Genomic DNA, 22,932 nt, shown 5'->3' on the forward strand with positions numbered 1-22,932 from the left:
CCGTTTTATTATTTGGCTGTTGCGCCGCCATCGACCACGAACTCTGCACCTGTCACATGATTGGCTTCATCCGAAGCAAGGAACAATACGATATTTGCGATATCATTCACGCTGCCTAGACGTCCGTTCGGCGAAATATCAGCCAAGTTGGATTTTGATGTATGGTTCACTTGCGCCGCATAATCAACCATGCCCGTATCGATGTACCCCGGGTGAATGGAGTTTACACGAACACCTTTTGTCGCATATTCCATGGCAGCGTCTTTTGACATAATCCGAACAGCACCTTTACTTGCGCCATACAGCACGTGGCCAGCAGCCCCAGTAAGACCAGCGATTGATGAAGCGTTAATGACCGATCCTTTGTGCTGCTCAGCCATAAGCGGCATCACATGTTTCATGCCAAGGAATACGCCGGTTACATTGATTCCCATCAGTCGATTCCATTCTTCCAGCGTGATCTCAGCCAATGGTTTAATGATATAAATCCCTGCATTATTGAACAAAATATCTATCGTGCCAAACGCTTCTTTCGACTGTTCGACTACCGAGATCCAATCCGCTTCTTGGGTTACGTCTTGACGTAACGCCAAACCTTGTCCACCCGCTTGCTTGATTTCCTGAGCGGTAGTTTGGGCACCTTGAAGATTAATATCCGTTACGACTACTTTTGCACCTTCTTGCGCAAAACGAATGGCTGTTGCTTTACCGATTCCGGTTCCTCCGCCTGTAATAAGAGCAACTTTTCCTTGTAGTCTCATCTAAAACATCTCCTCATAATGTGATTTATCTCGTTTACAAAATGAATGTTTTGTGCTTATGAGTTCATTGTAACACCGTTGTTTGTTTATGAATAATTAATTATAATTACTATTAGTTAAGTATTAATTAAGGATAGGGGCTCTTATCATTGAATCTCGAACAGTTAGAATACATTGCAGAAGTCGCAAAAACAGGATCGCTCACGAATGCGGCACAAAATCAACACGTAACTCTATCTGCCATCAGCCAGGCGATTTCTCATTTCGAAGCGGAAATCGGCATTGTCCTATTCAATCGCTCACGATTAGGTGCGGAACCTACGCCTGAAGGTAAAGTCATGCTGCAGAAAGTTTACGAAATACTGAATAAAGTGCAAGACTTGCGTGATGAGGCGTTGGATTTCAACAATCCTGCAAGTGGGGAACTACGAATTGCATCGATTCCAGGCCCCATGTCCTTATGGGTGGATGCGTTGATGGGGTTCAAACAAGCTTATCCGAATATCCATACCGAGATTGCCGAGAAAGGTTCCCAAGAAATCTTGGACGATATTCGACATAACCGACTGGATATCGGACTGGTGATCAAATCCGAACATATTGAACAGAACATGTCAGGGCTAACCTTTGAACCTTTAATCCAGGGAAAGATCGTCGTTGGGGTCGATCGTCAATCCCCTTACGCATTACAAAAATCAATTACGGCAGAGCAATTCAAGCGAGAAATGCTAGTGATCTATCAGGATGATTACGTTCAGTGGTTTATTGATGAATTCCAGAAGAAATACGGTTCCGCTAATATCATCTTCACATCAAATAATACAGACGCGCTGCAGTCGGCGGTCTTCAATCATCGCGCCATGACGATTGGGATCGATTTTTCGTTTGCACCGAGCATCACCAAGAGCAATTCCGGGATGATTACCTTAGAACTCCAAGACGTGGAACAACAGCCTGTCTATCTCGGTTGGGTTCGTTCCGAAACAAAACATTTTTCCGGTATTATCAAAAGCTTCATCACTCGGCTCAAAAACGACATTCAATAATCAACATCCATAGCTACATATCAAAAAAAGAGAGACCAGAGGCCTCTCTTGAATGTACCGGCGTTATGCCGGAAGAAATTGCTTAAGAATAGATTTCAGGATAGAAGTCGGTGGGGATACAGCTACTTCGATCGAATGGTATAGCGCCTCAGGGGTAATTTTGGAAGAACCTCCATTAATGCGCGGTAAAAGCATAGGATTGCTCGTTCGATTCACCGCACCGCTCTTAGTCGTGAACGCATATCGTATCCCGTGACTTTTCAAGGTTCGAATGGCGTCAACATTATAAAGCCCGTAAGGATAAGCAAAAGAATCAATCGGGTGCATATTTAATGGCTTTAATTGCTCAATACTCAGCTCGGTATCTTTATCGATCCGCTCCAAATATTGTTGCTTCGTTTCTCTTACCCCTTTCGTTGTTACATAGCCCGTTAGAGCATCGTGGATGCGATCCACTTTATAATGCAGTGCATTCGTATGCGGCTGGACTTCCATATCCGGATCATCCAAAGTCATGTGTTGGATTTCTTCCTTGGTCATATGCGGCGTGTAGACCACTGCACTCCCGTTTAAATCACCAGTAATGACAAAACATACGCCGCCCAGCTGCCGCTCTTTCAGAATGGGATACGCAAATTTGTAATAACTCTCGTACCCATCATCAAATGTGATTAATGCCGCATTGTTAGGAATTTCCCCACCCTGCATGTACTTACGGAACTGCTCCAAGGTAATAAAATTAATATGATTGCGTTGCAACTCATCCAAATCAGCCCTAAATTGGTCCGGTGTGATCGAGTCGTTATTTCTTGCCTCCGGATCGATATTATGGAACATCAAGACAGCTACTTGATCATGATAATCTAAGCCAGGTTCCTTCACATGCTGCAAATGAGGCGACTTCTCAGATACACGAGGCAGAACGGAATGTCCAGGTGGACTTTGAAACGCCGTGTAACGCATCAACTTATTTTTATGATTCGGTCCGAACTGCGCAACGCAAACCAGCATTAGGGCGACAGCTGCACCACAAGCATAAAGACGCCACCGAGTTTGTTTTTCCATAGATGAATCACCCTCACGTTCAAAATCACAGCGGCTTCAACATACCATCTTTTGCTTAAAATAAACTTAAAAAATAGGTTGTCTACGCTTGACCTTCTAAATCTTCCGTCGTAATGGCAAAGAGAATATGATCTTCCCATACGCCGTTAATGCGAATATAACGCTTGGCAAGCCCCTCTGGTCGGAAACCTGTTTTTTCGAGAACGCGTCCCGAGCGCAAATTACGAGGCATTACGCCTGCTTGAATACGGTGCAGATGCAACACGTTAAATGCGAAGGAAACACACATCTTAACCGCTTCGGTCATATACCCTTTTCCATTCTGTGATTCAGCCAGTAAATAACCGATATTCGCATGTTGTGCCGGTCCTCGTGAAATGCCTGTAATCGCAATTCTCCCGATCAGTTCATCCGTTTCGTTCAGAAAAATACCAAATGCATGAGACGTATCTGTATCTGCCCCGTGTTGATGATTCTCAATGTCTTGCAATTGCCATTCCAAAGTCAAATAGTTAGCATCACGTATCGGTTCAAAGGGTTGCAAAAAATTGTGATTACGAACGCGTAAATCCAATAAATCTTGCGCATCGCGCGCTTCCAAAGCTCTTAAATAGATATGCTCACCACGCATGTTCCACACCTCATTTTTTCGTTTTTTTATGATTACTTTTTTCTATGGCGGTCTTCTCTATCTCGTGGGAGAGATACGTATGTACACCGGTTAAAGGGGAATCCCCGATGCGCACCATCGCCTTGGCGACATTCCTAGCATCAATAGCCCTATATTGGCGTAATGGTCCGATACAAAGGGCGTTCCATACTGGACTAATAACCGAAGCCATCTTCTCGCCCAAGCGAAACTCCTCCCGCTCCCCGAGCAACAAGGACGGACGTAAGATATGCACCGCTGTCAGGTTTAACTGCTGCAACCCTTCTTCCATTTGCCCTTTCACTTGATTATAGAATATGGAGGATTGCGCATTAGCTCCCATCGCAGAGATAATGATGAACCGCTCCACCTGCTGCTTCTCAGCAAGTTTAGCTGCGACTAGAGGATAGTCAAAGTCCACTTTACGAAACGCATCCTTCGATTTCGCTTTCTTGATCGTCGTGCCGAGGCAGCAGAATACATTGGTAACTTGAAAATAGGTTGCTGCATCATGCAGCTGATCAAAATCCGCAACAATTTGTTGCTCGACCTTTGGATGTTGAAGAGGAAGCCTTCTTCGTACGAGCAAGGTGACTTGGTCATACGACTCATCCTGCAATAAAAGCCTGACCACTTCCTGTCCCACAAGCCCTGTCGCACCCAGTACTAATGCTTTTTTCATCCTTTTTGCCCCTTCCCACGTCCCAATATCCTGCATTTATCATAATACAAAAAGACGCCAAAATTACATATTGACTTTTTCTTAATTATATGTTATAATAAAATATTTTGTTTGACACAGGAGTTTTGTTGGCGTTAAGATATTCCCTGGATAACGTTACACATGAATCTGGAGGGATAACGATGAACATTGTCAAAGGTGTAGAAGCATTAGAAATAACAGCGAACTTACTAGGGGAACTCCGCATTATTTACCCGACTCTTCTATGGGATCAGGACGAGGTGATTTTGGTTGATGCCGGTTATCCTGGCCAGTTGGATCTCTTCCATCAAGCGTTCGCCCAAGCAGGTGTATCCTTCGATCAGCTCACAAAGATAATGATCACCCACCAAGACATCGACCATATCGGAGGATTACCCGGCATGATCCAAGGCTCGCAATCGCACGTTGAAATCATCAGCCATCCCCTGGAGCAGCCTTATATTCAAGGTGAACGCCGTATCCTTAAATTCAGTGATGAAGTCATCGCACAGATGGACTCCTGGCCCGAAGAACATGCTGCACCGTTGAAACGATTGATAGCGAACCCTCCAAAGGCAACGGTTGACACGCTCGTTACAGACGGACAAGTGCTTCCTTATTGCGGCGGCATCACAGTCATCGATACACCGGGACATACGCCTGGACATATCAGTCTATACCATATTTCCAGTAAAACGCTTATTGCTGGAGATGCCTTGGTGATCAAGGATGGCGAGTTATATGGATCAGATCCAAGCTATACTTTGGATCTACCGACCGCACAAGCTTCCATCAAAAACTTAACACGGTATGACATTGAACATGTGATCTGCTACCATGGCGGCATCTATCAGGGTCAAGCCAATCAACGAATTGCCCAACTCGCATCCGAAGCCTAACACAGAAACGTCCATTTCTTCAAAGGGTTATCCTCCCTTTTAGAAATGGACGTTTTGATAAGACACCTTATTCGTTGATCCCTTTTTCGTTGACGGCCTTCCACATATCCAACGGTCTATATTCGGAGATGCTGGGGTCCAGCTTAACGAACTTTACATCGCGCTCTTCCTTCGATATAGCGATTTGATCATACAGATACTTCGTGCTCAACCCAAAGGATTCAGCATCCTCGTTACTATAACCATAATAGACCTCTCGGATATTGGCCCAAAAGATTGCGCTAAAACACATCGGACAAGGTTCGCCGCTAGCGTACAGGGTATAGCCTTGTAAATCGGAAGTTCCCAGCTTTCGGCAAGCTTCTCGTATCGCCTGCATTTCAGCATGTGCCGTAGGGTCATGTGACGCTAATACTTCATTGATGCCTGTCGCAACAACGTCATCATCTTTCATGATTACGGCTCCGAATGGCTTACCGTGCTGATGTGCGGCATTATGATACGCCAACGAAATGGCATGCTGCATCGATTGTCTTTGAAGTTCGTTCATGTACCATACATCTCCAATCTTGATGATCCGTTTCTTACAAGGAACCTCTAACCAGATTTCCTTGATACCATACCGCTTGGCGTGTCGATCTTCTGGCTACCGTTTCAGCTGCACAACTCGCTTGAACCAAGACGAAGTTTGCACGGTCCCCTACCTTTGGCCAGACCTGATTTCCTTCGTGATCTAACGGCGTAATTCCACCGGTAATATAACCTAGTGCTTGAGATAACGAGAATTCATCGTTATAACGGTTCAATTCAGCAAGTCGGCCTACCTTTTCCAGCTGATCCCCAAGACCAAATGGCGACCAATGATCCGTTAAACTATCCGTTCCTAACGTCACACCTACGCCTTTCTTTTTCAGCATAGGAAGCGGCATCGGATTCCGACCAATGGGCACGCTGGATGCTACGGACATACGTAAGGAAGCCATTCGCTCAGCGAGTTCCTCCGCTTCTTCCGGCTGCGCGGATGCGAACCAGAATGCATGGCTGACAGTTACTTTACCTTGCAATCCCGCCTCTTCTGTTAGATCTGCTAATCGCGCTATCGTGAGCTTACCGGATTCTCCACCTTCATGCAGATGGATATCGATTCCTGAATTTTTCTCTACAGCAATCTCCACCATGACCTGCAGAGAACGTTCAATATCCCCGTCAACGGTAAAGGGATCAAGCCCGCCTACAAGTGTCGCCCCTTCATCCATTGCCTCCCTCACCAATTGAACGGCGTCGGAGTGTAGTAACCCGTGCTGCGGGAAAGCTACAATTTCTGAAGATAATTTGCCTGAGAAAGTCCGAAGAGCTTCTTTGGTCGCAGCTAGCCGATGCAATCCGCTAGTAGGTTCAATGTTGCAATGCGTACGAACATGCGTTGTTCCAAACCCTTGGATTAACGATAAGATTCGTTCTGCTTGTTCTCTCGATTGGGGTAATATTCTTGGGAGAAGCTCTTTCTCTTCTTCGATGCGATCGAAGATGCTCTGAATCGGCTTCACAGCCTTCCACGGACCACTGTAATACGTCTTATCCAGATGAATATGCCCTTCTTCAAACGAAGGCAGAAGAAGAAGCTCTCGCGCGTCATATCGAGGTGCATTACTTGCCATAGGAAGATTTCCTTGTACAATGTCATTAATTTTCCCTTGATCGATGCGTAGATGATATACTGCCGTTTTTGTTCCAACGATTTGTTCATTTTCAACGAGATAACCTTGTTCTAATGTCACATTCGTTAACCAATATGAACTATTCACCATGAAAAACACATCCTCTTCATCTCATTTGGGTATCAGGTTAAGCTCCTGCTTCAACTAACAATCGTTCAATTTCCTTGAATTGACTCGATCTGGCGTGTTCCAACGGCATCATTCCATTCCGATCCGGGATATGAACATCAGCACCATGTTGAATCAACAGACGGATGATCTGCTGATGACGCACGCCGCCATCGCTCAGAACGATCGCTTCCATCAAGGCTGTCCACCCCAGATTATTTACGTGATTTACATCCACCTCGGAATGCTCTAACAGGGCTTGCACCACATCGACATGCCCGCGTTCAGAAGCTGGGATCAATGCTGTGCCGCCAAAGCGGTTGGTAAGCGTCGGATCAGCTCCAGCTTCTATCATCAGCTTCACAATATCGATCAGCCCTTCCGCTCCAGCATAGAGAAACGGGTTATCTTGCCGATCATCCTGCAAATTCATATCTGCACCGGCGTCGAGCAGTGACTTCACCGTATCCGGGTGGTTCCCGTGCGTCGCAGCAAGGATGGGCGTACGCCCTCTTTCGTCCCTGCCGTTCACATCCGCCCCTGCTGCGATCAGACGGAGTACTTCAGCCGTATTCCCGTTCTCAGCGGCTTGAATGAATGCTTCCTTCATAATTGATGTCACCCCTTCTCCTTCACGATGTTCAACTTCTTGATACATTCATGGTATCATAGCCCTTAACAAACGAAAAATATTTAAAAAGTTCATTTTTCATACTTTTTTCGTTCGTAGAGGAGGTTAGGTCATTTTGGATATTCGTCAGTTACGATATTTTATTGCCATCGCGGAGCAGAAGCAAATTACAGCTGCAGCCAAAGTACTACACATGGCACAACCGCCGCTCGGCCAGCAATTAAAAGCGATGGAGCAAGAACTCGGCGTGCAGCTCGTGAAGCGGACAGGTAAAACATTAGAGCTTACGGACGCTGGTCAGGCTTTGTATAAACATGCGATACATCTGACAAATCTGTTTGAAGAATCACAGATCGAAGTCAAAGAAATCGGTAGCGGTACCCGAGGCAAATTGACCATCGGCGTCAACACGTTATCGTCTGCCGTATTACCCAAGCTGCTTCGTATCTTCCAAGCGCGTTATCCGCAGATCACCTACAAAATACAACAAAACGAATCCGCACTCGTGCTGCGGTTGATCAAAGAACGCGCAATCGAACTCGGCATTGTTAGACTCCCATTAGATTTAAGCGAATTTGAAGTCCTAGAACTCCAAGCCGAACCCTTCTATTTTGTCACCTCAAAATCTTGTGCGACTGATTTGCAGCCTCTTACGTATCAGGAAATCCAGACCTACCCGCTCATCCTCCCAAGTACAGAGGGATTGGGGCTATACCAAAGTATCCTGAATCAATTTACGGAGCGCGGGTTGCACGCCAATGTGATCGGTGAATGTTCAGATATCGTAACCTTGCTGGAATGGGTATCCTCAGGAAACGGAACGACGATTGTCCCTGCATCCATTCTCAAGTTATACCGGGGTTATGATATTCAGGCCGTCTCCATCGCAGACAGCCAGCTTTCTTTCGCGACAGGTCTTATCTGGTTGAAAGAGCGGTATTTAACGAAACCGGCACAGCATTTTATCGAATTAATGAAGGAATTAGATCAAGAAGAGAATTTTTAAATGATATCGTGGATGAGTAATTCCCAGGACTACAGCAAAGGATATAATGACAAACCAACCATAACGCTGACAAATAACTTTTTGATTGAGGAGGACGCTGCATATGAATATCAAAGGAAAAGGTTGCGTAATTCCGATCGTCATCGTCGTAGCGGTAGTCATTATTCTCGTTGTCATGTTCTCGGGTAAATACAATACATACGTTACGGCCTCCGAAACGGTCAATCAACAATGGAGTAAAGTCGATGTTCAACTGCAGCGCAGGTATGATCTCATTCCCAATCTGGTCAATACGGTAAAAGGGTATGCCGCACACGAGAAGGAAGTCATCAAATCCGTCACCGATGCGCGTGCCGCATTAGGTGGCGCCCGTACGCCGAATGAGCTGGCTGCGGCAGACCAACAGCTCTCAAGCGCTTTAAGTCGCTTGCTTGTTGTCGTCGAGAATTATCCGACACTTAAAGCCGATGCTCAATTTACACAGCTCATGGATGAACTTGCCGGCACGGAGAATCGGATCGCCGTGGCGAGAAATGATTATAACAATGCCGTAGCCGACTATAACAAACTCATCCAACGGTTTCCGGGTAATCTGCTGGCGGGTATGATGGGATTCCACAAGAAAGATTACTTCGAGACGACAGCAGATTCCAAAAAAAATCCGGAAGTGAATTTTGGTACAGATGTAACATCACTTCGTTGGGATGATGGCACCGTACATCACGCGACAGGTGCCATGGCATGACAGCGGCATTGAAGCGGTCTTCCCGAAGTGTATTTCGGCCCGTTCTGCTTCTGCTCGTGATGTTCTCTCTGCTTCACCCCTATGGACTGATTGCCTATGCTGAGCCTGTCATTCCAAAACCGAAAGGCGATATCTATGTCCAAGATTTCGAAAATTTGTTATCTCGCGAGCAAATCCTTGAACTGAACCAGCTTGGCCGTACATTAGAGGATAGAACCAAAGCTCAGATTGCCGTACTAACTGTACCCACGCTAGGCGGTTATTCCGTCGAAGAATATGCGCTGCAAGCATTCCGGCAATATCAGCTTGGTGACAAGCAGTTGAATAACGGCGTTCTTCTCCTTTTATCTATGGAGGATGGGGAACCTGGGCATCGTCCGCTGCGCATTGAAGTCGGATATGGTCTGGAAGGAGCGCTGCCCGACGGCAAAATCGGGAGGATCTTGGATCAAGTAACCATCCCCTATCTCATCCAGAACCAGCCCGGTGCAGCGATTTTGGAGACATACAAAACGCTCTACAATGAAGTTGCTAAGGAATACGGTGTAGAAGATCAACTCACACCGCAAAAGGTCGCTGTCCCGGATCCTGCTCGTGACCAATCAGGCGATCTGCCGCTCGGCTGGATCCTTGTAATTGTCGCTTTCCTGGCGATAGATTTCATTTTCTTCCGTGGAACGTTCACCATGCTTCTCATATCCGTCCTCGGCCGAGGCGGAGGTCGTGGCGGTCGTGGTGGAGGCGGTGGATCCCGTGGCGGCGGTGGAGGCTCGTCCGGTGGTGGAGGCGCGAGCCGTAGATTTTAGAACGCAAAAAAAGCATGAACAAAAAGAGTTGCCTCTTTAAGCTCATGCCTGAATCCAGTAACACACTTAGGGTTGAGGATCATACATAACCCTAAAATAGTTGATTCATGTTTGATTCATAACTAGTTCGTAATGGTCTCCACCTCTACGACCGGGATATTCAGCATTTGATCCCCGACCTGCACCTCTTTCGACTGATCGAAGGTTCCGATAATCACCGCTGTTCCGATTGAATAGGAGAAGTCACCCTGCAATTGTACGAAGCTATCCCCCATTTGGGCATAAACGCCGGATTCTCCGACCATGACGATATTCGCAGTGAAGCGGACCTTCATGTGCTGATATTGCCACAAATCTTCAATCACGATATCGGTAAACTGTTGTACGATGCCTGTGTATTGATAGGTACCGTTCACAAGTGCATAGACTGCCATTTGCCCTTCAGCCTCGGCAACATTCGGATTATTAACGTGAAGTGTACCATCAGACTGTACCTCATACCCATCCGCCTCGAATTGAAATAACGGGTGCAATTGATCATTACTCACGTCAAAAGCCCCATACCATGCACCGCGACTATTGGAATCCATCTCTATAATAATGACGGGTTTTTTGCTCGTACTTAATTTCTCTTCAATCCTCAGGCTTCGAATCTTTACCCCCTTCGGAACCGCATCATATTTCCGTACCGAAACATGGTTTTCGCGATCCGAAGTACCGTAATAGAGGTTATTCATCGCATCCGTCGCAATGGCATAGACTTGGGCACCGAAACGATCTTTTCCGCCGCTTACCTGTTCATAGTTCACACGGCTATCTACGCTCTGCAGAAGCCGTACAGGATCGGCTGCCGTCCATGCTGACATCGCGTCCTGCATTTCCTGCTTTGTATCTTGATAGACCCCAATGCCCTCGTAGATCTGAATCGCTTTTTGAAATTCCCCGTTGCGGATCAGCGCATTCGCGTCTTTCATCCATTTCCGAATTTGGCTCTTGATATAAGCTTCAATCTCCGATTTCACCTGCATCGATTTCGCATATTCAACATAACTCTTTGCATGCATGGCAAAATCAGCATAACGCTCTTGACCGACATCGTTCCGCAAGAATACATCGACTAACGAGACTACTTTTTTGGGAACCCAACTAGCTTTCAATTTCAAGTCTTCATAGGTCTTCTGCATGGACATAGCTTCATTCAATAAAATCTGGTATTGTCCCATACTCGCGATTTGATCCATCTTCTGTTCATCATACTTCTTGAATTTTGCCGATAGATCATCCGCTCGTTTGCCGTCCCGATTGAAATAGGCCGCAGGAATCTTCCACAAGTTCGATTTAAAGCTCTCATCATCGTATTTTTTATCCTCAAGATTCGATGACATCTGTGCATAGAAGCGCGCTATGAAATACTGGAAAACCTCATCCAACTTCGCGGCGACTTGCGTTGATCTCGCAATTTGCTGATAGTAGACAGCATTTGGATGTTCTGCTTTGGCATACGGGGCTTTAAAGCTTTGGTAGGTCGCGTAAGCTTTCATCAAACCTTCGAAATCATTGGATTTCTCAACTTGCTGCAATTCGGTGCTCAGCATCGCCAGCGTCTGCTTCATTTCTGTGATCGGAGCAAGTTCCTGTAGACGCGCAGATATCTTATCTTCCTGATAACGAATCCATCGATTATTCATCGCTTTGGTATAAAACGTTTCTGCTTCCACCAGCTGCTTACTCGCCCACAACCGATCGGCCTCAGACACGTTATTTATTTTGAGAATGATATAAACTCCTTTAACCCCGATGAGGACCAGAACCACCGCGCACAAAAAAATCATCACATTTCGAGGGGTTATCGCCCGAATGATCGTCATATAGAGTGACCCCTTTGGCTTTTTTGTTGAAAGTCAGGATCCCATTGATATTTTTCAGTGTAAATACGCATCACTTCTTCCGACAGCCGCCCCCAATCTTCGTTCGGATATTGTTCGATCATTTGGTAAAGGCGGAGGAAACGATCTTTCGGCAGATTATAAGCATAACGTCTGACAAAACCAGCGTAGCTGCGAACGTAATGTTTCATGCGCACAGCGGCTCCCGCAACGGCCGTTAAGATGTCTAGACCTTGTTCCTGTCCCATAATTTCTGGCTCGAATGCCATAATATATTGAAACGTACGGTCTTTAATCAAGTCCCGTTTGATCTTTGCCAGTTCACCGATATAATCGACAAGCACGGGTTCATATTTGCGGACAAGCAGCGGTTCAAGTTCTAAGTCCATATCTTTGCGTAGCAAAAATGTCTGAAGCAGCGTCAGTTGCCGTAAACGCATCATATCATTGTGCAATAAAGTGCCGATCTCGCGCAGCATTTCGTAGCAGCGCTGTTTATCGGTATCCCAGTTATCGATTGCGGCTTTGTAATCCTCAATGATGCCGTCTTGGACATTTTTCTGATTGGCATAGAACAGCTTATCCAGCGCACGAATGCTCTCCGTGTCCAATACATTTCGTTGAACGATCCATAGGACTCCGATCAGCACGATGGTGACGATGCCGCAAAGGGCCATCTGCAGAAACGAATTGCTCAAGAAAATACTAAGTAGACCGATACACACGGCAATGAGAACGGCAGTATGCATGGAATGCTTCGCGTTACGCGCAGCTTGCTCCTCGACAGGGATCAGATCAGGTTTGCCGCAATCCGGGCAGGTCTTGTCCCCTAGAATCGAAAAAGCATGGCATTTCTTGCATACCTTAAGCTTTTCGTAGCTATATTTAGTTTTGTGAAAAGGTTTCAAATAAACGGGGGTTTTGGAATTTTTCTTGCTCATGCCTTATCACGCTCTGAATTCAGCATACCAAGCAGTGCTTTATCGATGGTCTCCGGGTCTAATGATTTTTTACGGTGCCATCCATATTGAATACATTTTACAATAACAAAGAGAAACAAAATTCCAATACATGCGTATGCAAACATATCTGGTTCCTTCCTTTATAACAATTTATGAGGGCAATATTTTCGGAAAAGTTGAAGTTCAATGCCTTTAACTATATCATAATGAAAGATTCGGGATTCTAGCAAACATCGTTCTTTTTTGTATGATACTATACAAAACTAGAATTTTTTACATTATTTTTCTGTAACCCAATTTCATCTATCGTTAAGTATGATTATGTAGAATACAAATAAGATCACACAGAAAAAGGAGCCTTACCTATGTTTAAAAATAAAATCGGCCTCATCATTCTGATGCTAACATTCTCCATGCTGCTTCTTCCTTTGGCCGGTAGCATACCTGCTGCTCACGCGGCTGCCCAATCGTCCAAGATTGACGCGGTGCTGGTCGTGGATGTCAGTAACTCGATGAATAGCAGCGACAAAAATAAAATCGGCAATGAAGCCATGAAAATGTTCATCGACATGTTATCCGTTCAAGGCGATAAGGTCGGCATCATTGCTTATACCGATCGGATCGAGCGTGAAAAAGCACTTCTTGAAATCAAATCTAACACCGACAAACAAGATCTGAAGCAGTTTATCGATCAACTGAATCGCGGCACCTACACCGATATCGCTGTCGGGGTTCGCGAAGCGGTTAAAGTGCTAGAAGATGGCGCGGATGCAAGCCACGAACCGATGATCGTCGTCCTTGCAGACGGCAATAATGCCTTGAACAAGAAATCGAATCGGACGCAAGCACAGTCAGACCAAGAATTGAATCAAGCCGTAGAAGACGCAAAGAACAAGAACATTCCGATCTATACGATTGGGCTTAATGCGGATGGTAAACTGAACAAGGAAGCTCTTGCAGACCTGTCGAAGCGAACGGGTGCCAAATCATTCGAAACGAGCTCGGCGGATGATCTCCCTCAAATTCTGAGCGAAATATTTGCCAGCCATTTGAAGCTTAATATTGTACCTATAAAATCCCTAACGGGGAACGGAAGCTATCAGGATGTTACTGTAAATGTCCCGAATGCGAACGTGCTTGAAGCGAATATCTCCATTATGTCATCCAAACCGGTTGACATCAAATTAACGGATCCTTCAGGACATTCTATTCCTGTTCCTTCCAATGAAGTCCTGATATCGAAGTCCAAGAGCTACACCCTGGTGAAAATGCTCAAACCTGTTCAGGGAGATTGGAAGCTGCAAGTTAAAGGTGCGGACAAGAACAAAATCGACATCAATCTCGTCTTTAACTACGATTTGGAACTGGCGCTAGACCCGATCCCCCAGAAAACGTATAAAAAGGGAGATACCATTGACATTGGCGCCTATCTCATGAGCAACGGACAGAAGCTTCAAGACAACGGTCTCTATAGCAATATGACAGCCGTCCTCAAAGTCAAAGACCTGGGAACCGGGAACGTAACGGAGATGCCTCTGACCAACGCGGGTGATCATTTCAAAGGAACCTATACCGTCGCGGATCAGAAAGCTTATGAGTTAACCGTAAAAGCGGAAGAAAAGAGCTTCTATCGCGAGTCAGATCCTGTGACAATTAATGCGAAAGCATCTGGCGGAACTGCCGTCACACCGAGCCAACCGGAACCCAAAGACGAGAAACCATTCCCGATTTGGCCCGTTATTCTAGGCGTTATCATCGTGGCAGCTATTGCAACCGGAGGTTATTTCATTCTAGCAGCCGTGAAAAAAGCCAATCGCGGCTTTGTCGGTCAACTTGTCGTTGAAATCCGTGACGAGAATACCGGAGAGAAAAGCTATCCGCAGTATAAGAAGTTGAAAGGTTTTAAAGGGAAATTCACCTTGCATCAACTCTTACAGCTCGCACCTGAGCTGAAGGAAACCGAGAATATTATCTTTATCCCTGCCAAGAACGATCACATCGTCTTGAAGAACCAAGGCTCTAGCTCAATCGAGAAGTCAGGCCGTACGTTAGACGCGAGCCGGGGATTGGAATTGAAGAGCTCCGATCGCATCACGATCACGATGAGCAGCATTGATAAAACCATTTTTATCGAATATCTCGTATAAATCCGTACCAGCGATCCTTAAGGAGGAAAATAAATGAAACCCATCGTAAGAGAGCATATACAGCAATTAGACGTAAGCCTAGGGGGCGGTATCGTCAGTGAAAAGATCCGTGTCGATACCATCGACAACCCCATTCTGATCATCGGACTTGGCGGAACAGGAATCGACGCATTGCTTCGCCTGAAATACCAAATCAACCGTAGGTTTAGATTACCGGAGGATCCGCTATCCAAGAAGAAACGCGACAAGCCCGACAATGTCGAATTTCTTGCGTTCGAGACCAACGAACAAGATCGCGGGAAGAAATATAAAGGCATCGGGCTGGATCCATTGAATGAGTTCGTCCTGCTGTCTAATGCAGAAATTGGCGGATTGCTGCAGAATCGCAGCATACTCGAGCCTTACATTACTGACTGGTTGTCACCGGAACTATCTATCACAGATGGCATGAACGGGGCTGCAGGGGTTCGCCAAGCCGGACGTCTACTCCTCTTCACCAAAATCAATCAAGTCGTCCAAGCCATCGACAAAAAAATCAAAACGTTATCCGTCGGCACCAACAAGAAACTGATGGTGTTCCTGCTTACGGGTCTTTCCGGCGGTACAGGCAGCGGCTGTTTCCTCGATATTTCGTATATCGTGCGAGGTATTATTGAACGTGACCACGGCTCTGCCGGCATCGATCGCGTCAATACGCTAGGTTACCTGTTCACACCGGACATCAACTTATCGAATAAAAGCTTGAGCGAACATACGCGGGAATATATCAAAAAAAATGGTTATGCTGCTTTAAAAGAGTTGGATTACTGGATGAACGTAGACAGCCGCGGAGAGCGATTCCAGCAGCAATATGGCAATATCTTGACGGTAAATTCACCGCTGCCTCCATTTAATCTGTGCCATCTGATTTCGGCGACGAATACCGAAGGCAAGCTGCTTGAGAATGCTTATGATTATTGCATGAATGTCACTGCCGAGAATATTACGAACTTTATTTCGAGTGAGGAGAAACAATCCGGCGAAGAATTCGCGATCCATGACTATATCAGCAACATCCGGACGAACATCGCCCAGATGAATAAGGCTTATCCGGCGAACTATGAATACAACATTATCGGGGCTTCATCCGCCGTGCTTCCCATTGAAGAAATGACGACTTACTTAGGCTACCGCCTATTTACGAAGATGGAGAAAATGTTCGAAAAATCCCCATCGCAAGAAGAAACGGAGAAATTCGCACGCAAAATCGGGGTTGATCTGGATTCCATGGTGAAGACCTTCGAATCCCGTATCCCTGAACCCTTGCCTGGTTATGAGAATAGCGAGCGTCTGAGCTACAACAATGTCGTAAAACATCAAGTCATTAACATGGATACCGAGTTAGAGCAGACTTTCCTGACCCGTGCGCGCGAAGAATACATTAAAGTTAAGAAACAGCTGCCGGGCGAAATCGTAGCGCAGTTCACAGATCAAATTCGTCGCATGTTCCTCCATCCGGAACAAGGTCCGATTTATGTCTCTCGACTGATCTATACGGAAAAAGGTTTCTGCCTGCTTAAAATGCTGCTCTCTTACATCGAGACCTTGCGTGAGAGTCTCGTCCGAATCCCTCGCGATATTGAGGCAGCCCGTGACTTTACAGAAGAGACATTAAGCGATGCTAGAAGTGCTTTTATCTCCAAGGACAAGAAGAAAAATGCCTATATCGATGCGAAAATCAGTGAATACTGGCTCCATGCAGATTTAGAACGGACCGAGCAAATGATCGAGTTCTATGAAGATCTGTATGAATTGCTGAACGTCGAGAATAATCGGATTTACCATGTCTTTACCGAGATTTTGAACGCGCTAAAATCGATTTTCGAGAAAAATGGCGATATCTTGATCAACGCTGACGAACAAGCAGACCACAAAGGCAATAAAACGTACTACTGGAATCTTGTCAGTGTGCCGGACATTTCGAAAGTCATCAGCAAGATTATGGAGCAAAAAGAAGTCGACGACCTCATCCGCGATTTCGCATCCGAGCTTCTGAACCACTCCAATCATTGGATTAAGGAGCAAGAGCTCGATATCGTCAGCTCCATCTCCGACTTCCTTTCGGAGAAATTCGGGGATTTGATCACGCAATCGATGGAAGAATTCCTCGTGATGAAATTTGGGCACGAAGAATCGATCGAGAAGTTCGTTGAACGCAATATCGCAAGCAAATTAGACGAAGAAGCCGTACCGGTGTTCCATTTGAGCAATAGCGCCGGCAATTTATACTTCCCGTCTTGGGGATTCGTATCTGTGCCTGTGCAAGCGCCGAGTATTCTTAAAGGGATTCGCAATTATCAGAACAATGCGGTCGGAAAGTCCCATTTTACGGTCAAAGAAAGCGAAGTGAAGAACCGGATTTTCTGGTTGAACACACGCAATGGCGTACCTCTCTTCGTTTATACGCCGCTAAAAGTGTATGAAGAAAGTTACGAGAGAACGATTCTGGATAAGGAAGGCATTGGGCGTCACCTCGTGCAGACCGACAAAGTGAACTGGACGTACCTTCCATCTCCTATTCCACAGAAGTCATGGGGCGACACTTACAGCAATGCTCGCGTTCGCGATTACAACGCACGTATTCGCAGTGAATTCGCCAAAGCCGTGGAACTGAACATCATTAAGCTGAAAGACGTCGATCAGACAACAAGCAGCCGGTATACTGTCGTGTTCACCAAACCACTGCATCTAGCAGATATCCTCGGGGGATTTGATATGCAATTGCATACATCCAAGCCTAACCTCGGTGAGGTTCAACGAGCACGCGCAGAGCTTCGCCGTATGCTTGATGAAGGTTTGGTCCAAGAGGCTGCGAAGGATATATTCGGAAGCATCAACGAGGACATGGCCCAAGAGAACTTTATTCGCTCGCCGCAATTGATTACACTTGTTCGGGAAGAGATTGCCAAGTATGAAGCGATTCAAGCCAAAGTAACTGAACTGGAGAAGGTGCTTGCCCAATTCCAAGGGGAAGAGAAATTGCAAGATCAATTTATCGAAGCCTTCTATACCGGTACGATTTGCAAAAAGGGCGCGCTCTACGTTTACGACCGGGACGCGGAAGAAGAAGCTTGGGAACCGTTCGCCAATTTGATGAAAAGCCGTGATTTCGTCGAATTCGAAATCTTTGAGCAGTTCCGCCAGTTGGATGAGAAGAACCGCAGTACGCTCATGCGCAAAGCGTCCCGCCGCAGCACCGAGATGACGGCATCGGAGGATATTGCACCGCTCCTATCCAAGCTCGAAGAGTTATATGAAGTGTTCCTGGATGCCCGCGATCGCCTTGAATATGAGAAAGTTGAACTTGCGAACGGTGAAGAAGCGTATCAGTTTTACAAACAAATGACAACGAAACTCCATGCGATTCGCAGAAAGTTGAAGTCCTAGTATGAAGCTTTTATTACAACAATTTGCAACACAATATGCCTACGAAGAAGAACGTCTCTCGGGCAAAGGCGATGATCAGAGCAGCTTCCATTACCCTACTGTATTTATTTATGTCGGGGATAAAGCTGCAGAAGCCATGGAACCGATGATGCGGATTCATGAGAAAAAATCGGTCAATAGCGCCGGCATTATGTATGTGCATATCGCATCCGAAGATGGCGCCAAGGCATCGGGTATGGGGACGGAACTCCCTTCCCGCGTCAGCCGCCTCGTGTTGCCCGTATGCACAGAAAAGCGCAATGATAAATCGCTTCGCAAACATATTTATCAAGACGTAACCCGACAAACACAGCCCTGGTTCGAACTGAACCGGGTGCTGCGCCAGGTAAGTCGCCATATCGCCGATTATGGTCGAATTTACGCATCATTTGACCGTATTCATCTGTCTGTCATTACGCGGGTCGAGGACCCGCTTAATGTGTTTATTCCGGAGGTAACCTTGCTCGCGCACAGCATTCTGAGTCAGTCTTTCAAATCCGTACAGATGGATTTGTATGCGCTCATCAGCGAACGGGATCAAGTCGAAACATTCGGCTACAGCAGTTCGCTCGGCGTTGCCTTTCTCCGTGAGTTGGATACGATGCAGCGCAAGGACTATTCATTCTCTGCGCCGCTGCAAGTGACAGAGGATGGCATCTCTATTCCCGTTACGCATGTAGCCTCCCCCTTATTCGATCTGGTGTACATCTTATCGGATAAGAATGAGCGCGGGATTTCATCACCCAACGATATGCAGGATAATTATGAGATCATCTGCCATATCAGCTTGCTGAAGAACCGCAAACAGCAAGAAGCAGCATACGAGTTGAACCAGAACAGCTATAACAACACTTCGTTCAAGAACAATTTAATGACGGAATCGGGACGGCAAGGTTATGTATCTGCAGGCATTTCCAAAATCAAGCGGCCGAATCAATCGATCGCATTGACGGTGCTCTACCATTTCCATAAGGAACTGATCCATCGATTGCAAAGAGAGCTTCATGTGAGCAGTGCGGAAAAGCTGATTTATTTCGGTCTCGATCCTTCAACGATCGATGGACTTCTCAATTCTCTCATTCCAGATGAGGGTAAAATTGCCGATATGAGCGGGATCATGTCACGTGAGATGAGTTACTCACAGTTGAAGTCCCTATCCATCCAGGAAGCGGAACAAGCACTTTTCGGGGAAGGCTGCCAAGCTTATTTTCATGCTAACTTTGTTCAGGAAGCGAATCTAGCCGTTGACCAACTTGATATGAATATTTTTTTGCAGCGTGCAATGGAGAAACAAGCGTTGCAATTCCCGCAGGTCGGATTCATGCAGTTGTTCCAATGGACGAATCCATGGGTCGAGCATGAGAGTATCCTGCCGGTGATACGCAACCTGATTCGACAACGAGAAGCTGAGAAAGACTTCGTTATCTCTGAGCTGGAACAGCTCTATCAAGAAAATGTCGATAGCCAGACATTTAAGCGAATGCCATTTATGGATAAGCACAACGTGCGCAGTTTCATCCGCTATTTCTTCGAGAAGATCTATCGCAAAAAGCTAGAGAAGCTTCGTCTTGAAGTGGAAATCGCATGTATGAAACGGGTTGAAACGGCATTAGAGCAGTTGCATGTCATCTATCAACGTCAGGTCAAGCAGATCCAGGAGCTCCGTGATTCGCTTCATGGAGCAGCGCTTGAAAGCATACGTACAGCAGATGATTATATTGGTCAGAACATTATCGAGTTCTACGAACGTGTAACGCAGAACGTCATGGAAGACCTGGAAGCAAAACGCGGGCAGGAAATCTTCTTCGATGATCGTTATATGGGCAGCATCTCTCCGCTGCTCCTTCAAGGCAACGAAGCCTATGTGAAGAAACTGATGGCGGTCTGTCGGCAACATATTCTAACAGCCGAACCGTTCCAACAAACCTTCGAAGAAGAGCTGCTGCAGCGTGCGAATGTGACCATTGCCTATGAGAACAAACAAGTGCTGTCTAAGGATGAACTATTTAAGAAGCTCTACCGTACACTCGAGGATCATGCAGGAATTCATATTCGACTGCTGGATTATACGCATGAACATCGCTACGAAGAGAAATATTTCTTCGGTGATTACACAAGCGAATTTATTCGCTTCGCTTTGGGTGCGGACGAGACCACGCGGATCTATAAATTAGGTTGTGTGCATGAGAAACGAAGCAGCGGCGTTGACAAATTAAATATGATGGGCGGCTTCCACGTCGAAGATTTAATGTATTATCGAAACGGTAAAATCTACTATGAAAGCTATTTGCAAAATGAGTATGAATTTCACGGTGTGGATGTTCATCAGTTGTCAGAGCTTGTCTAAATCAAACCGATAGAGGTTTCATAGAGAGGATGATTGTCGATGCAGCGTAAGATCAACTTACTACTCGTGTTATTCAGCATCATAGGAGGCGCCATCGGTTTTGCGGTCGGTGAACTCATACTTCATACCTTGCTTGATTCGATGCCAACGTTCGTTGTGATCGGGTTATACTTTGGCTCCCTCGCCTTTTTCATCGGGCTATTCTGTCTCATTGCAGAAATGATTGCACCGCGGCTTAATGGCTCGTCGTGGCGGCAGCGGTATGTCGGAACGTCTTGGAAATTACTTGTTCCGGTCACCCTTGTGCTGCTATTCATTGTTGGGCTTGCGCTCGAAGCTCTTTACCATATCAATGTCGGCGGGGCCAAGCCCGTCAAAGATATCGTGCTTGTGATCGACAACTCAGGGAGTATGACGGAGACGGACCCGAATCAGGATCGCTACGCCGCTGCCAAACGTTTAATTCAAAAAATGGACAGCGATAATCAACTTTCGGTCTTGGTGTTCAATGATCAAGTTGAAGTCATCCAGCCGTTTACCCCAGTGAACAATCAGGCTGCAAAAGACGAGATCATGGCGAAAATCGATGCCCTGCAGCAGACCAACGGGGGAACGAATATTGCACTTTCCTTGGATGAAGCCATGAAGCAAATTCAGGAGAAAGGAACCGCGCAGCGAGGAACGATGGTCATTCTTCTCTCCGACGGCTTTAGCGAAATCGATACGAATCAGGTGCTTGCCAAATATGAGCAGAACCAAATTGCGATCAATACGATCGGTTTAAGTCTCGTCAATCCAGAGGGCACCGCCCTCTTGCAACAAATTGCTGATCGCACAGGCGGGCAATATTACGATGTTACGAAAGCAGATGATCTATCGCTTGTGTTCCAGAAAATCTACGATAACCTAGGGAATCGCACCCTTGTCACCGAAAGATCTGACAACACCAAGGATAACGCGTATTACATGATTTTGCGGATCATAGCAATCCTTCTCATCGGTACAGGAATCGGCTTGTCGCTAGGTCTCGTCTTCGACAATCGTCATCTGGCCCGGAGCTTTATGATCGGCGGGTCTGTTGCAGGACTTTTAGCTGGTTTATTGTTAGAGTTTGGATTATCTGGACACCCATTTACGGATGGATTGACACGATTCCTTGCCGCTCTGGTATTGGCAGGCGTGATCGGCTTATTCACATGGATCATTCCCATTCAGGAACATCAACGGCTGCGTCAGGATCGTCATCGGAATATTCATGCCGGTCGTCCGAACCAAAGCTTCGAAAACCAGGCTCGAGACCAACGCAACAAAGGCTTTTAGTTAACACCTAGGGAGGCGCAATAACCATGCAGTTTATGGATGCCCATGCTACATCCCCCATCATAAGGGACCTTCATACAAGCGTGAATGACAACCGTTGTACGCTTCGATGGCTGTGGCCAAGTGACGTCCAATCGGTATATATTCATAAAGTACATGCGAGCGAGCAGGTTGATGATACGCCTGACGCTCGCGCCTTAAAGCTGTATACCAAGGATGAATTCAAAGCGAATAATGGCTATCAGGATCGATTGGACGGTGTTGGCCGATGGATCTATACGATATACGCCAGCACGACCGTCGATGGAGAAACTCGACTAATTCGACAACCTGAGTATGGGAATCGCATTGAAGTAAGTACAGGAAAAGCGAATATTTATTACACGATTCGTCTCAAAAGCGGATTATTCCAGAAATATAAATCCGCGCAGATTCAAGTCACCTCAGAAGTCCCCCTTGCGAAAGACGTACTCTGTTATGTCAAGAAACAAGGCGGGTATCCGACGCATAAAGAGGATGGGACCGTCTATCCATTCGTAGAGTCGTTTCCTGCAGGCAAGACGAGCTTGCCTGTCATTGAAATCGGCAAGAACGATTTTATTCGGTTATTTTTTACAGACGGCCGGAAATACGGGCATATCTATGCACTAATACCGGAATAGGAGGAG

The 22,932-nt window shown here is 46.1% G+C and carries 20 protein-coding genes; 10 read left to right on the forward strand and 10 right to left on the reverse strand.

What is annotated here, in order from left to right:
* Positions 1-8 precede the first annotated feature (8 nt).
* Positions 9-761, reverse strand: a complete 753-nt coding sequence (locus BVG16_RS22650; RefSeq protein ID WP_078501479.1) for an SDR family NAD(P)-dependent oxidoreductase — start codon at positions 759-761, stop codon at positions 9-11.
* Between the two features lie 149 nt (positions 762-910).
* On the opposite strand from BVG16_RS22650, the gene BVG16_RS22655 reads away from it, so the two are divergent.
* Complete coding sequence (locus tag BVG16_RS22655; protein WP_078501480.1) at positions 911-1,807, forward strand: LysR family transcriptional regulator; 897 nt, start codon at positions 911-913, stop codon at positions 1,805-1,807.
* A 63-nt stretch (positions 1,808-1,870) separates the two neighbouring features.
* On the opposite strand, the gene BVG16_RS22660 is transcribed toward BVG16_RS22655, so the two are convergent.
* The 3 genes from BVG16_RS22660 to BVG16_RS22670 form a co-directional block, all read right to left on the reverse strand.
* The gene (locus BVG16_RS22660) at positions 1,871-2,872 is read right to left on the reverse strand and encodes a polysaccharide deacetylase family protein (RefSeq protein WP_078501481.1); all 1,002 of its coding nucleotides are present in this window, start codon (positions 2,870-2,872) and stop codon (positions 1,871-1,873) included.
* Positions 2,873-2,954: 82 nt separating this feature from the next.
* Entirely contained in the window at positions 2,955-3,503 is a 549-nt protein-coding gene (locus BVG16_RS22665) for a GNAT family N-acetyltransferase (protein WP_078501482.1), read from the reverse strand.
* Between the two features lie 10 nt (positions 3,504-3,513).
* Positions 3,514-4,203: an oxidoreductase gene (locus BVG16_RS22670; protein WP_078501483.1), complete on the reverse strand. Its 690-nt coding sequence runs from the start codon at positions 4,201-4,203 to the stop codon at positions 3,514-3,516.
* Positions 4,204-4,385: 182 nt separating this feature from the next.
* Here BVG16_RS22670 and BVG16_RS22675 point away from each other — a divergent pair, with 182 nt between their 5' ends.
* The gene (locus tag BVG16_RS22675; protein WP_078501484.1) at positions 4,386-5,123 is read left to right on the forward strand and encodes an MBL fold metallo-hydrolase; all 738 of its coding nucleotides are present in this window, start codon (positions 4,386-4,388) and stop codon (positions 5,121-5,123) included.
* Between the two features lie 67 nt (positions 5,124-5,190).
* Here the strand turns inward: BVG16_RS22675 and BVG16_RS22680 are convergent, their stop codons facing one another.
* The 3 genes from BVG16_RS22680 to BVG16_RS22690 are packed head-to-tail and all read right to left on the reverse strand — an operon-like array spanning position 5,191 to position 7,559.
* Positions 5,191-5,673, reverse strand: coding sequence for a nucleoside deaminase (locus tag BVG16_RS22680; RefSeq protein ID WP_078501485.1), 483 nt, complete (start codon positions 5,671-5,673; stop codon positions 5,191-5,193).
* Between the two features lie 34 nt (positions 5,674-5,707).
* On the reverse strand, positions 5,708-6,928 hold the full coding sequence (locus BVG16_RS22685) for an amidohydrolase (protein WP_144027472.1): 1,221 nt from the start codon (positions 6,926-6,928) through the stop codon (positions 5,708-5,710).
* Positions 6,929-6,968: 40 nt separating this feature from the next.
* Positions 6,969-7,559: an ankyrin repeat domain-containing protein gene (locus BVG16_RS22690; RefSeq protein WP_078501703.1), complete on the reverse strand. Its 591-nt coding sequence runs from the start codon at positions 7,557-7,559 to the stop codon at positions 6,969-6,971.
* Positions 7,560-7,695: 136 nt separating this feature from the next.
* On the opposite strand from BVG16_RS22690, the gene BVG16_RS22695 reads away from it, so the two are divergent.
* From BVG16_RS22695 to BVG16_RS22705, 3 genes are all read left to right on the forward strand, one after another.
* Positions 7,696-8,586 carry a LysR family transcriptional regulator gene (locus tag BVG16_RS22695; protein ID WP_078501487.1) on the forward strand — a complete coding sequence of 297 codons (891 nt, stop codon included), beginning with the start codon at positions 7,696-7,698 and terminating at the stop codon, positions 8,584-8,586.
* 103 nt (positions 8,587-8,689) lie between these two features.
* The gene (locus tag BVG16_RS22700; RefSeq protein WP_078501488.1) at positions 8,690-9,331 is read left to right on the forward strand and encodes a LemA family protein; all 642 of its coding nucleotides are present in this window, start codon (positions 8,690-8,692) and stop codon (positions 9,329-9,331) included.
* Entirely contained in the window at positions 9,328-10,137 is an 810-nt protein-coding gene (locus tag BVG16_RS22705) for a TPM domain-containing protein (protein WP_078501489.1), read from the forward strand. Before BVG16_RS22700 ends, BVG16_RS22705 begins: the two co-directional genes overlap by 4 nt.
* Positions 10,138-10,259: 122 nt before the next feature.
* Here the strand turns inward: BVG16_RS22705 and BVG16_RS22710 are convergent, their stop codons facing one another.
* From BVG16_RS22710 to BVG16_RS32920, 3 genes are read right to left on the reverse strand one after another with little or no spacing between them, the layout of a single operon-like run.
* A complete protein-coding gene (locus BVG16_RS22710) occupies positions 10,260-12,005 on the reverse strand; it encodes a hypothetical protein (RefSeq protein WP_078501490.1) in 1,746 nt (581 codons plus the stop codon).
* The gene (locus tag BVG16_RS22715) at positions 12,002-12,964 is read right to left on the reverse strand and encodes a hypothetical protein (RefSeq protein WP_078501491.1); all 963 of its coding nucleotides are present in this window, start codon (positions 12,962-12,964) and stop codon (positions 12,002-12,004) included. Before BVG16_RS22715 ends, BVG16_RS22710 begins: the two co-directional genes overlap by 4 nt.
* A complete protein-coding gene (locus BVG16_RS32920) occupies positions 12,961-13,110 on the reverse strand; it encodes a hypothetical protein (protein ID WP_158081759.1) in 150 nt (49 codons plus the stop codon). Before BVG16_RS32920 ends, BVG16_RS22715 begins: the two co-directional genes overlap by 4 nt.
* 240 nt (positions 13,111-13,350) lie before the next feature.
* On the opposite strand from BVG16_RS32920, the gene BVG16_RS22720 reads away from it, so the two are divergent.
* The 5 genes from BVG16_RS22720 to BVG16_RS22740 are packed head-to-tail and all read left to right on the forward strand — an operon-like array spanning position 13,351 to position 22,926.
* On the forward strand, positions 13,351-15,132 hold the full coding sequence (locus BVG16_RS22720) for a vWA domain-containing protein (RefSeq protein ID WP_078501492.1): 1,782 nt from the start codon (positions 13,351-13,353) through the stop codon (positions 15,130-15,132).
* Between the two features lie 33 nt (positions 15,133-15,165).
* Positions 15,166-18,558: a tubulin-like doman-containing protein gene (locus BVG16_RS22725; protein WP_078501493.1), complete on the forward strand. Its 3,393-nt coding sequence runs from the start codon at positions 15,166-15,168 to the stop codon at positions 18,556-18,558.
* Position 18,559: 1 nt separating this feature from the next.
* Positions 18,560-20,944 (forward strand): transcription initiation factor TFIID, encoded by a 2,385-nt coding sequence (locus BVG16_RS22730; protein WP_078501494.1) that lies wholly within the window; start codon positions 18,560-18,562, stop codon positions 20,942-20,944.
* Between the two features lie 39 nt (positions 20,945-20,983).
* A complete protein-coding gene (locus BVG16_RS22735; protein ID WP_078501495.1) occupies positions 20,984-22,264 on the forward strand; it encodes a vWA domain-containing protein in 1,281 nt (426 codons plus the stop codon).
* 26 nt (positions 22,265-22,290) lie between these two features.
* A complete protein-coding gene (locus tag BVG16_RS22740) occupies positions 22,291-22,926 on the forward strand; it encodes a beta-mannanase (RefSeq protein ID WP_078501496.1) in 636 nt (211 codons plus the stop codon).
* Positions 22,927-22,932 lie beyond the last annotated feature (6 nt).

The organism is Paenibacillus selenitireducens (assembly GCF_002021565.1).
GTDB lineage: Bacteria > Bacillota > Bacilli > Paenibacillales > Paenibacillaceae > Paenibacillus_K > Paenibacillus_K selenitireducens.

Bases quoted from the DNA above. Each gene is read 5' to 3' on its own strand.
- BVG16_RS22690 (WP_078501703.1), bottom strand. From the start codon at position 7,559: ATGAAGGAAGCATTCATTCAAGCCGCTGAGAACGGGAATACGGCTGAA.
- BVG16_RS22680 (WP_078501485.1), bottom strand. From the start codon at position 5,673: ATGAACGAACTTCAAAGACAATCGATGCAGCATGCCATTTCGTTGGCG.
- BVG16_RS22725 (WP_078501493.1), top strand. From the start codon at position 15,166: ATGAAACCCATCGTAAGAGAGCATATACAGCAATTAGACGTAAGCCTA.
- BVG16_RS22740 (WP_078501496.1), top strand. From the start codon at position 22,291: ATGCAGTTTATGGATGCCCATGCTACATCCCCCATCATAAGGGACCTT.
- BVG16_RS22665 (WP_078501482.1), bottom strand. From the start codon at position 3,503: ATGCGTGGTGAGCATATCTATTTAAGAGCTTTGGAAGCGCGCGATGCG.
- BVG16_RS32920 (WP_158081759.1), bottom strand. From the start codon at position 13,110: ATGTTTGCATACGCATGTATTGGAATTTTGTTTCTCTTTGTTATTGTA.
- BVG16_RS22670 (WP_078501483.1), bottom strand. From the start codon at position 4,203: ATGAAAAAAGCATTAGTACTGGGTGCGACAGGGCTTGTGGGACAGGAA.
- BVG16_RS22705 (WP_078501489.1), top strand. From the start codon at position 9,328: ATGACAGCGGCATTGAAGCGGTCTTCCCGAAGTGTATTTCGGCCCGTT.
- BVG16_RS22735 (WP_078501495.1), top strand. From the start codon at position 20,984: ATGCAGCGTAAGATCAACTTACTACTCGTGTTATTCAGCATCATAGGA.
- BVG16_RS22720 (WP_078501492.1), top strand. From the start codon at position 13,351: ATGTTTAAAAATAAAATCGGCCTCATCATTCTGATGCTAACATTCTCC.
- BVG16_RS22730 (WP_078501494.1), top strand. From the start codon at position 18,560: ATGAAGCTTTTATTACAACAATTTGCAACACAATATGCCTACGAAGAA.
- BVG16_RS22650 (WP_078501479.1), bottom strand. From the start codon at position 761: ATGAGACTACAAGGAAAAGTTGCTCTTATTACAGGCGGAGGAACCGGA.
- BVG16_RS22700 (WP_078501488.1), top strand. From the start codon at position 8,690: ATGAATATCAAAGGAAAAGGTTGCGTAATTCCGATCGTCATCGTCGTA.
- BVG16_RS22675 (WP_078501484.1), top strand. From the start codon at position 4,386: ATGAACATTGTCAAAGGTGTAGAAGCATTAGAAATAACAGCGAACTTA.
- BVG16_RS22710 (WP_078501490.1), bottom strand. From the start codon at position 12,005: ATGACGATCATTCGGGCGATAACCCCTCGAAATGTGATGATTTTTTTG.
- BVG16_RS22660 (WP_078501481.1), bottom strand. From the start codon at position 2,872: ATGGAAAAACAAACTCGGTGGCGTCTTTATGCTTGTGGTGCAGCTGTC.
- BVG16_RS22715 (WP_078501491.1), bottom strand. From the start codon at position 12,964: ATGAGCAAGAAAAATTCCAAAACCCCCGTTTATTTGAAACCTTTTCAC.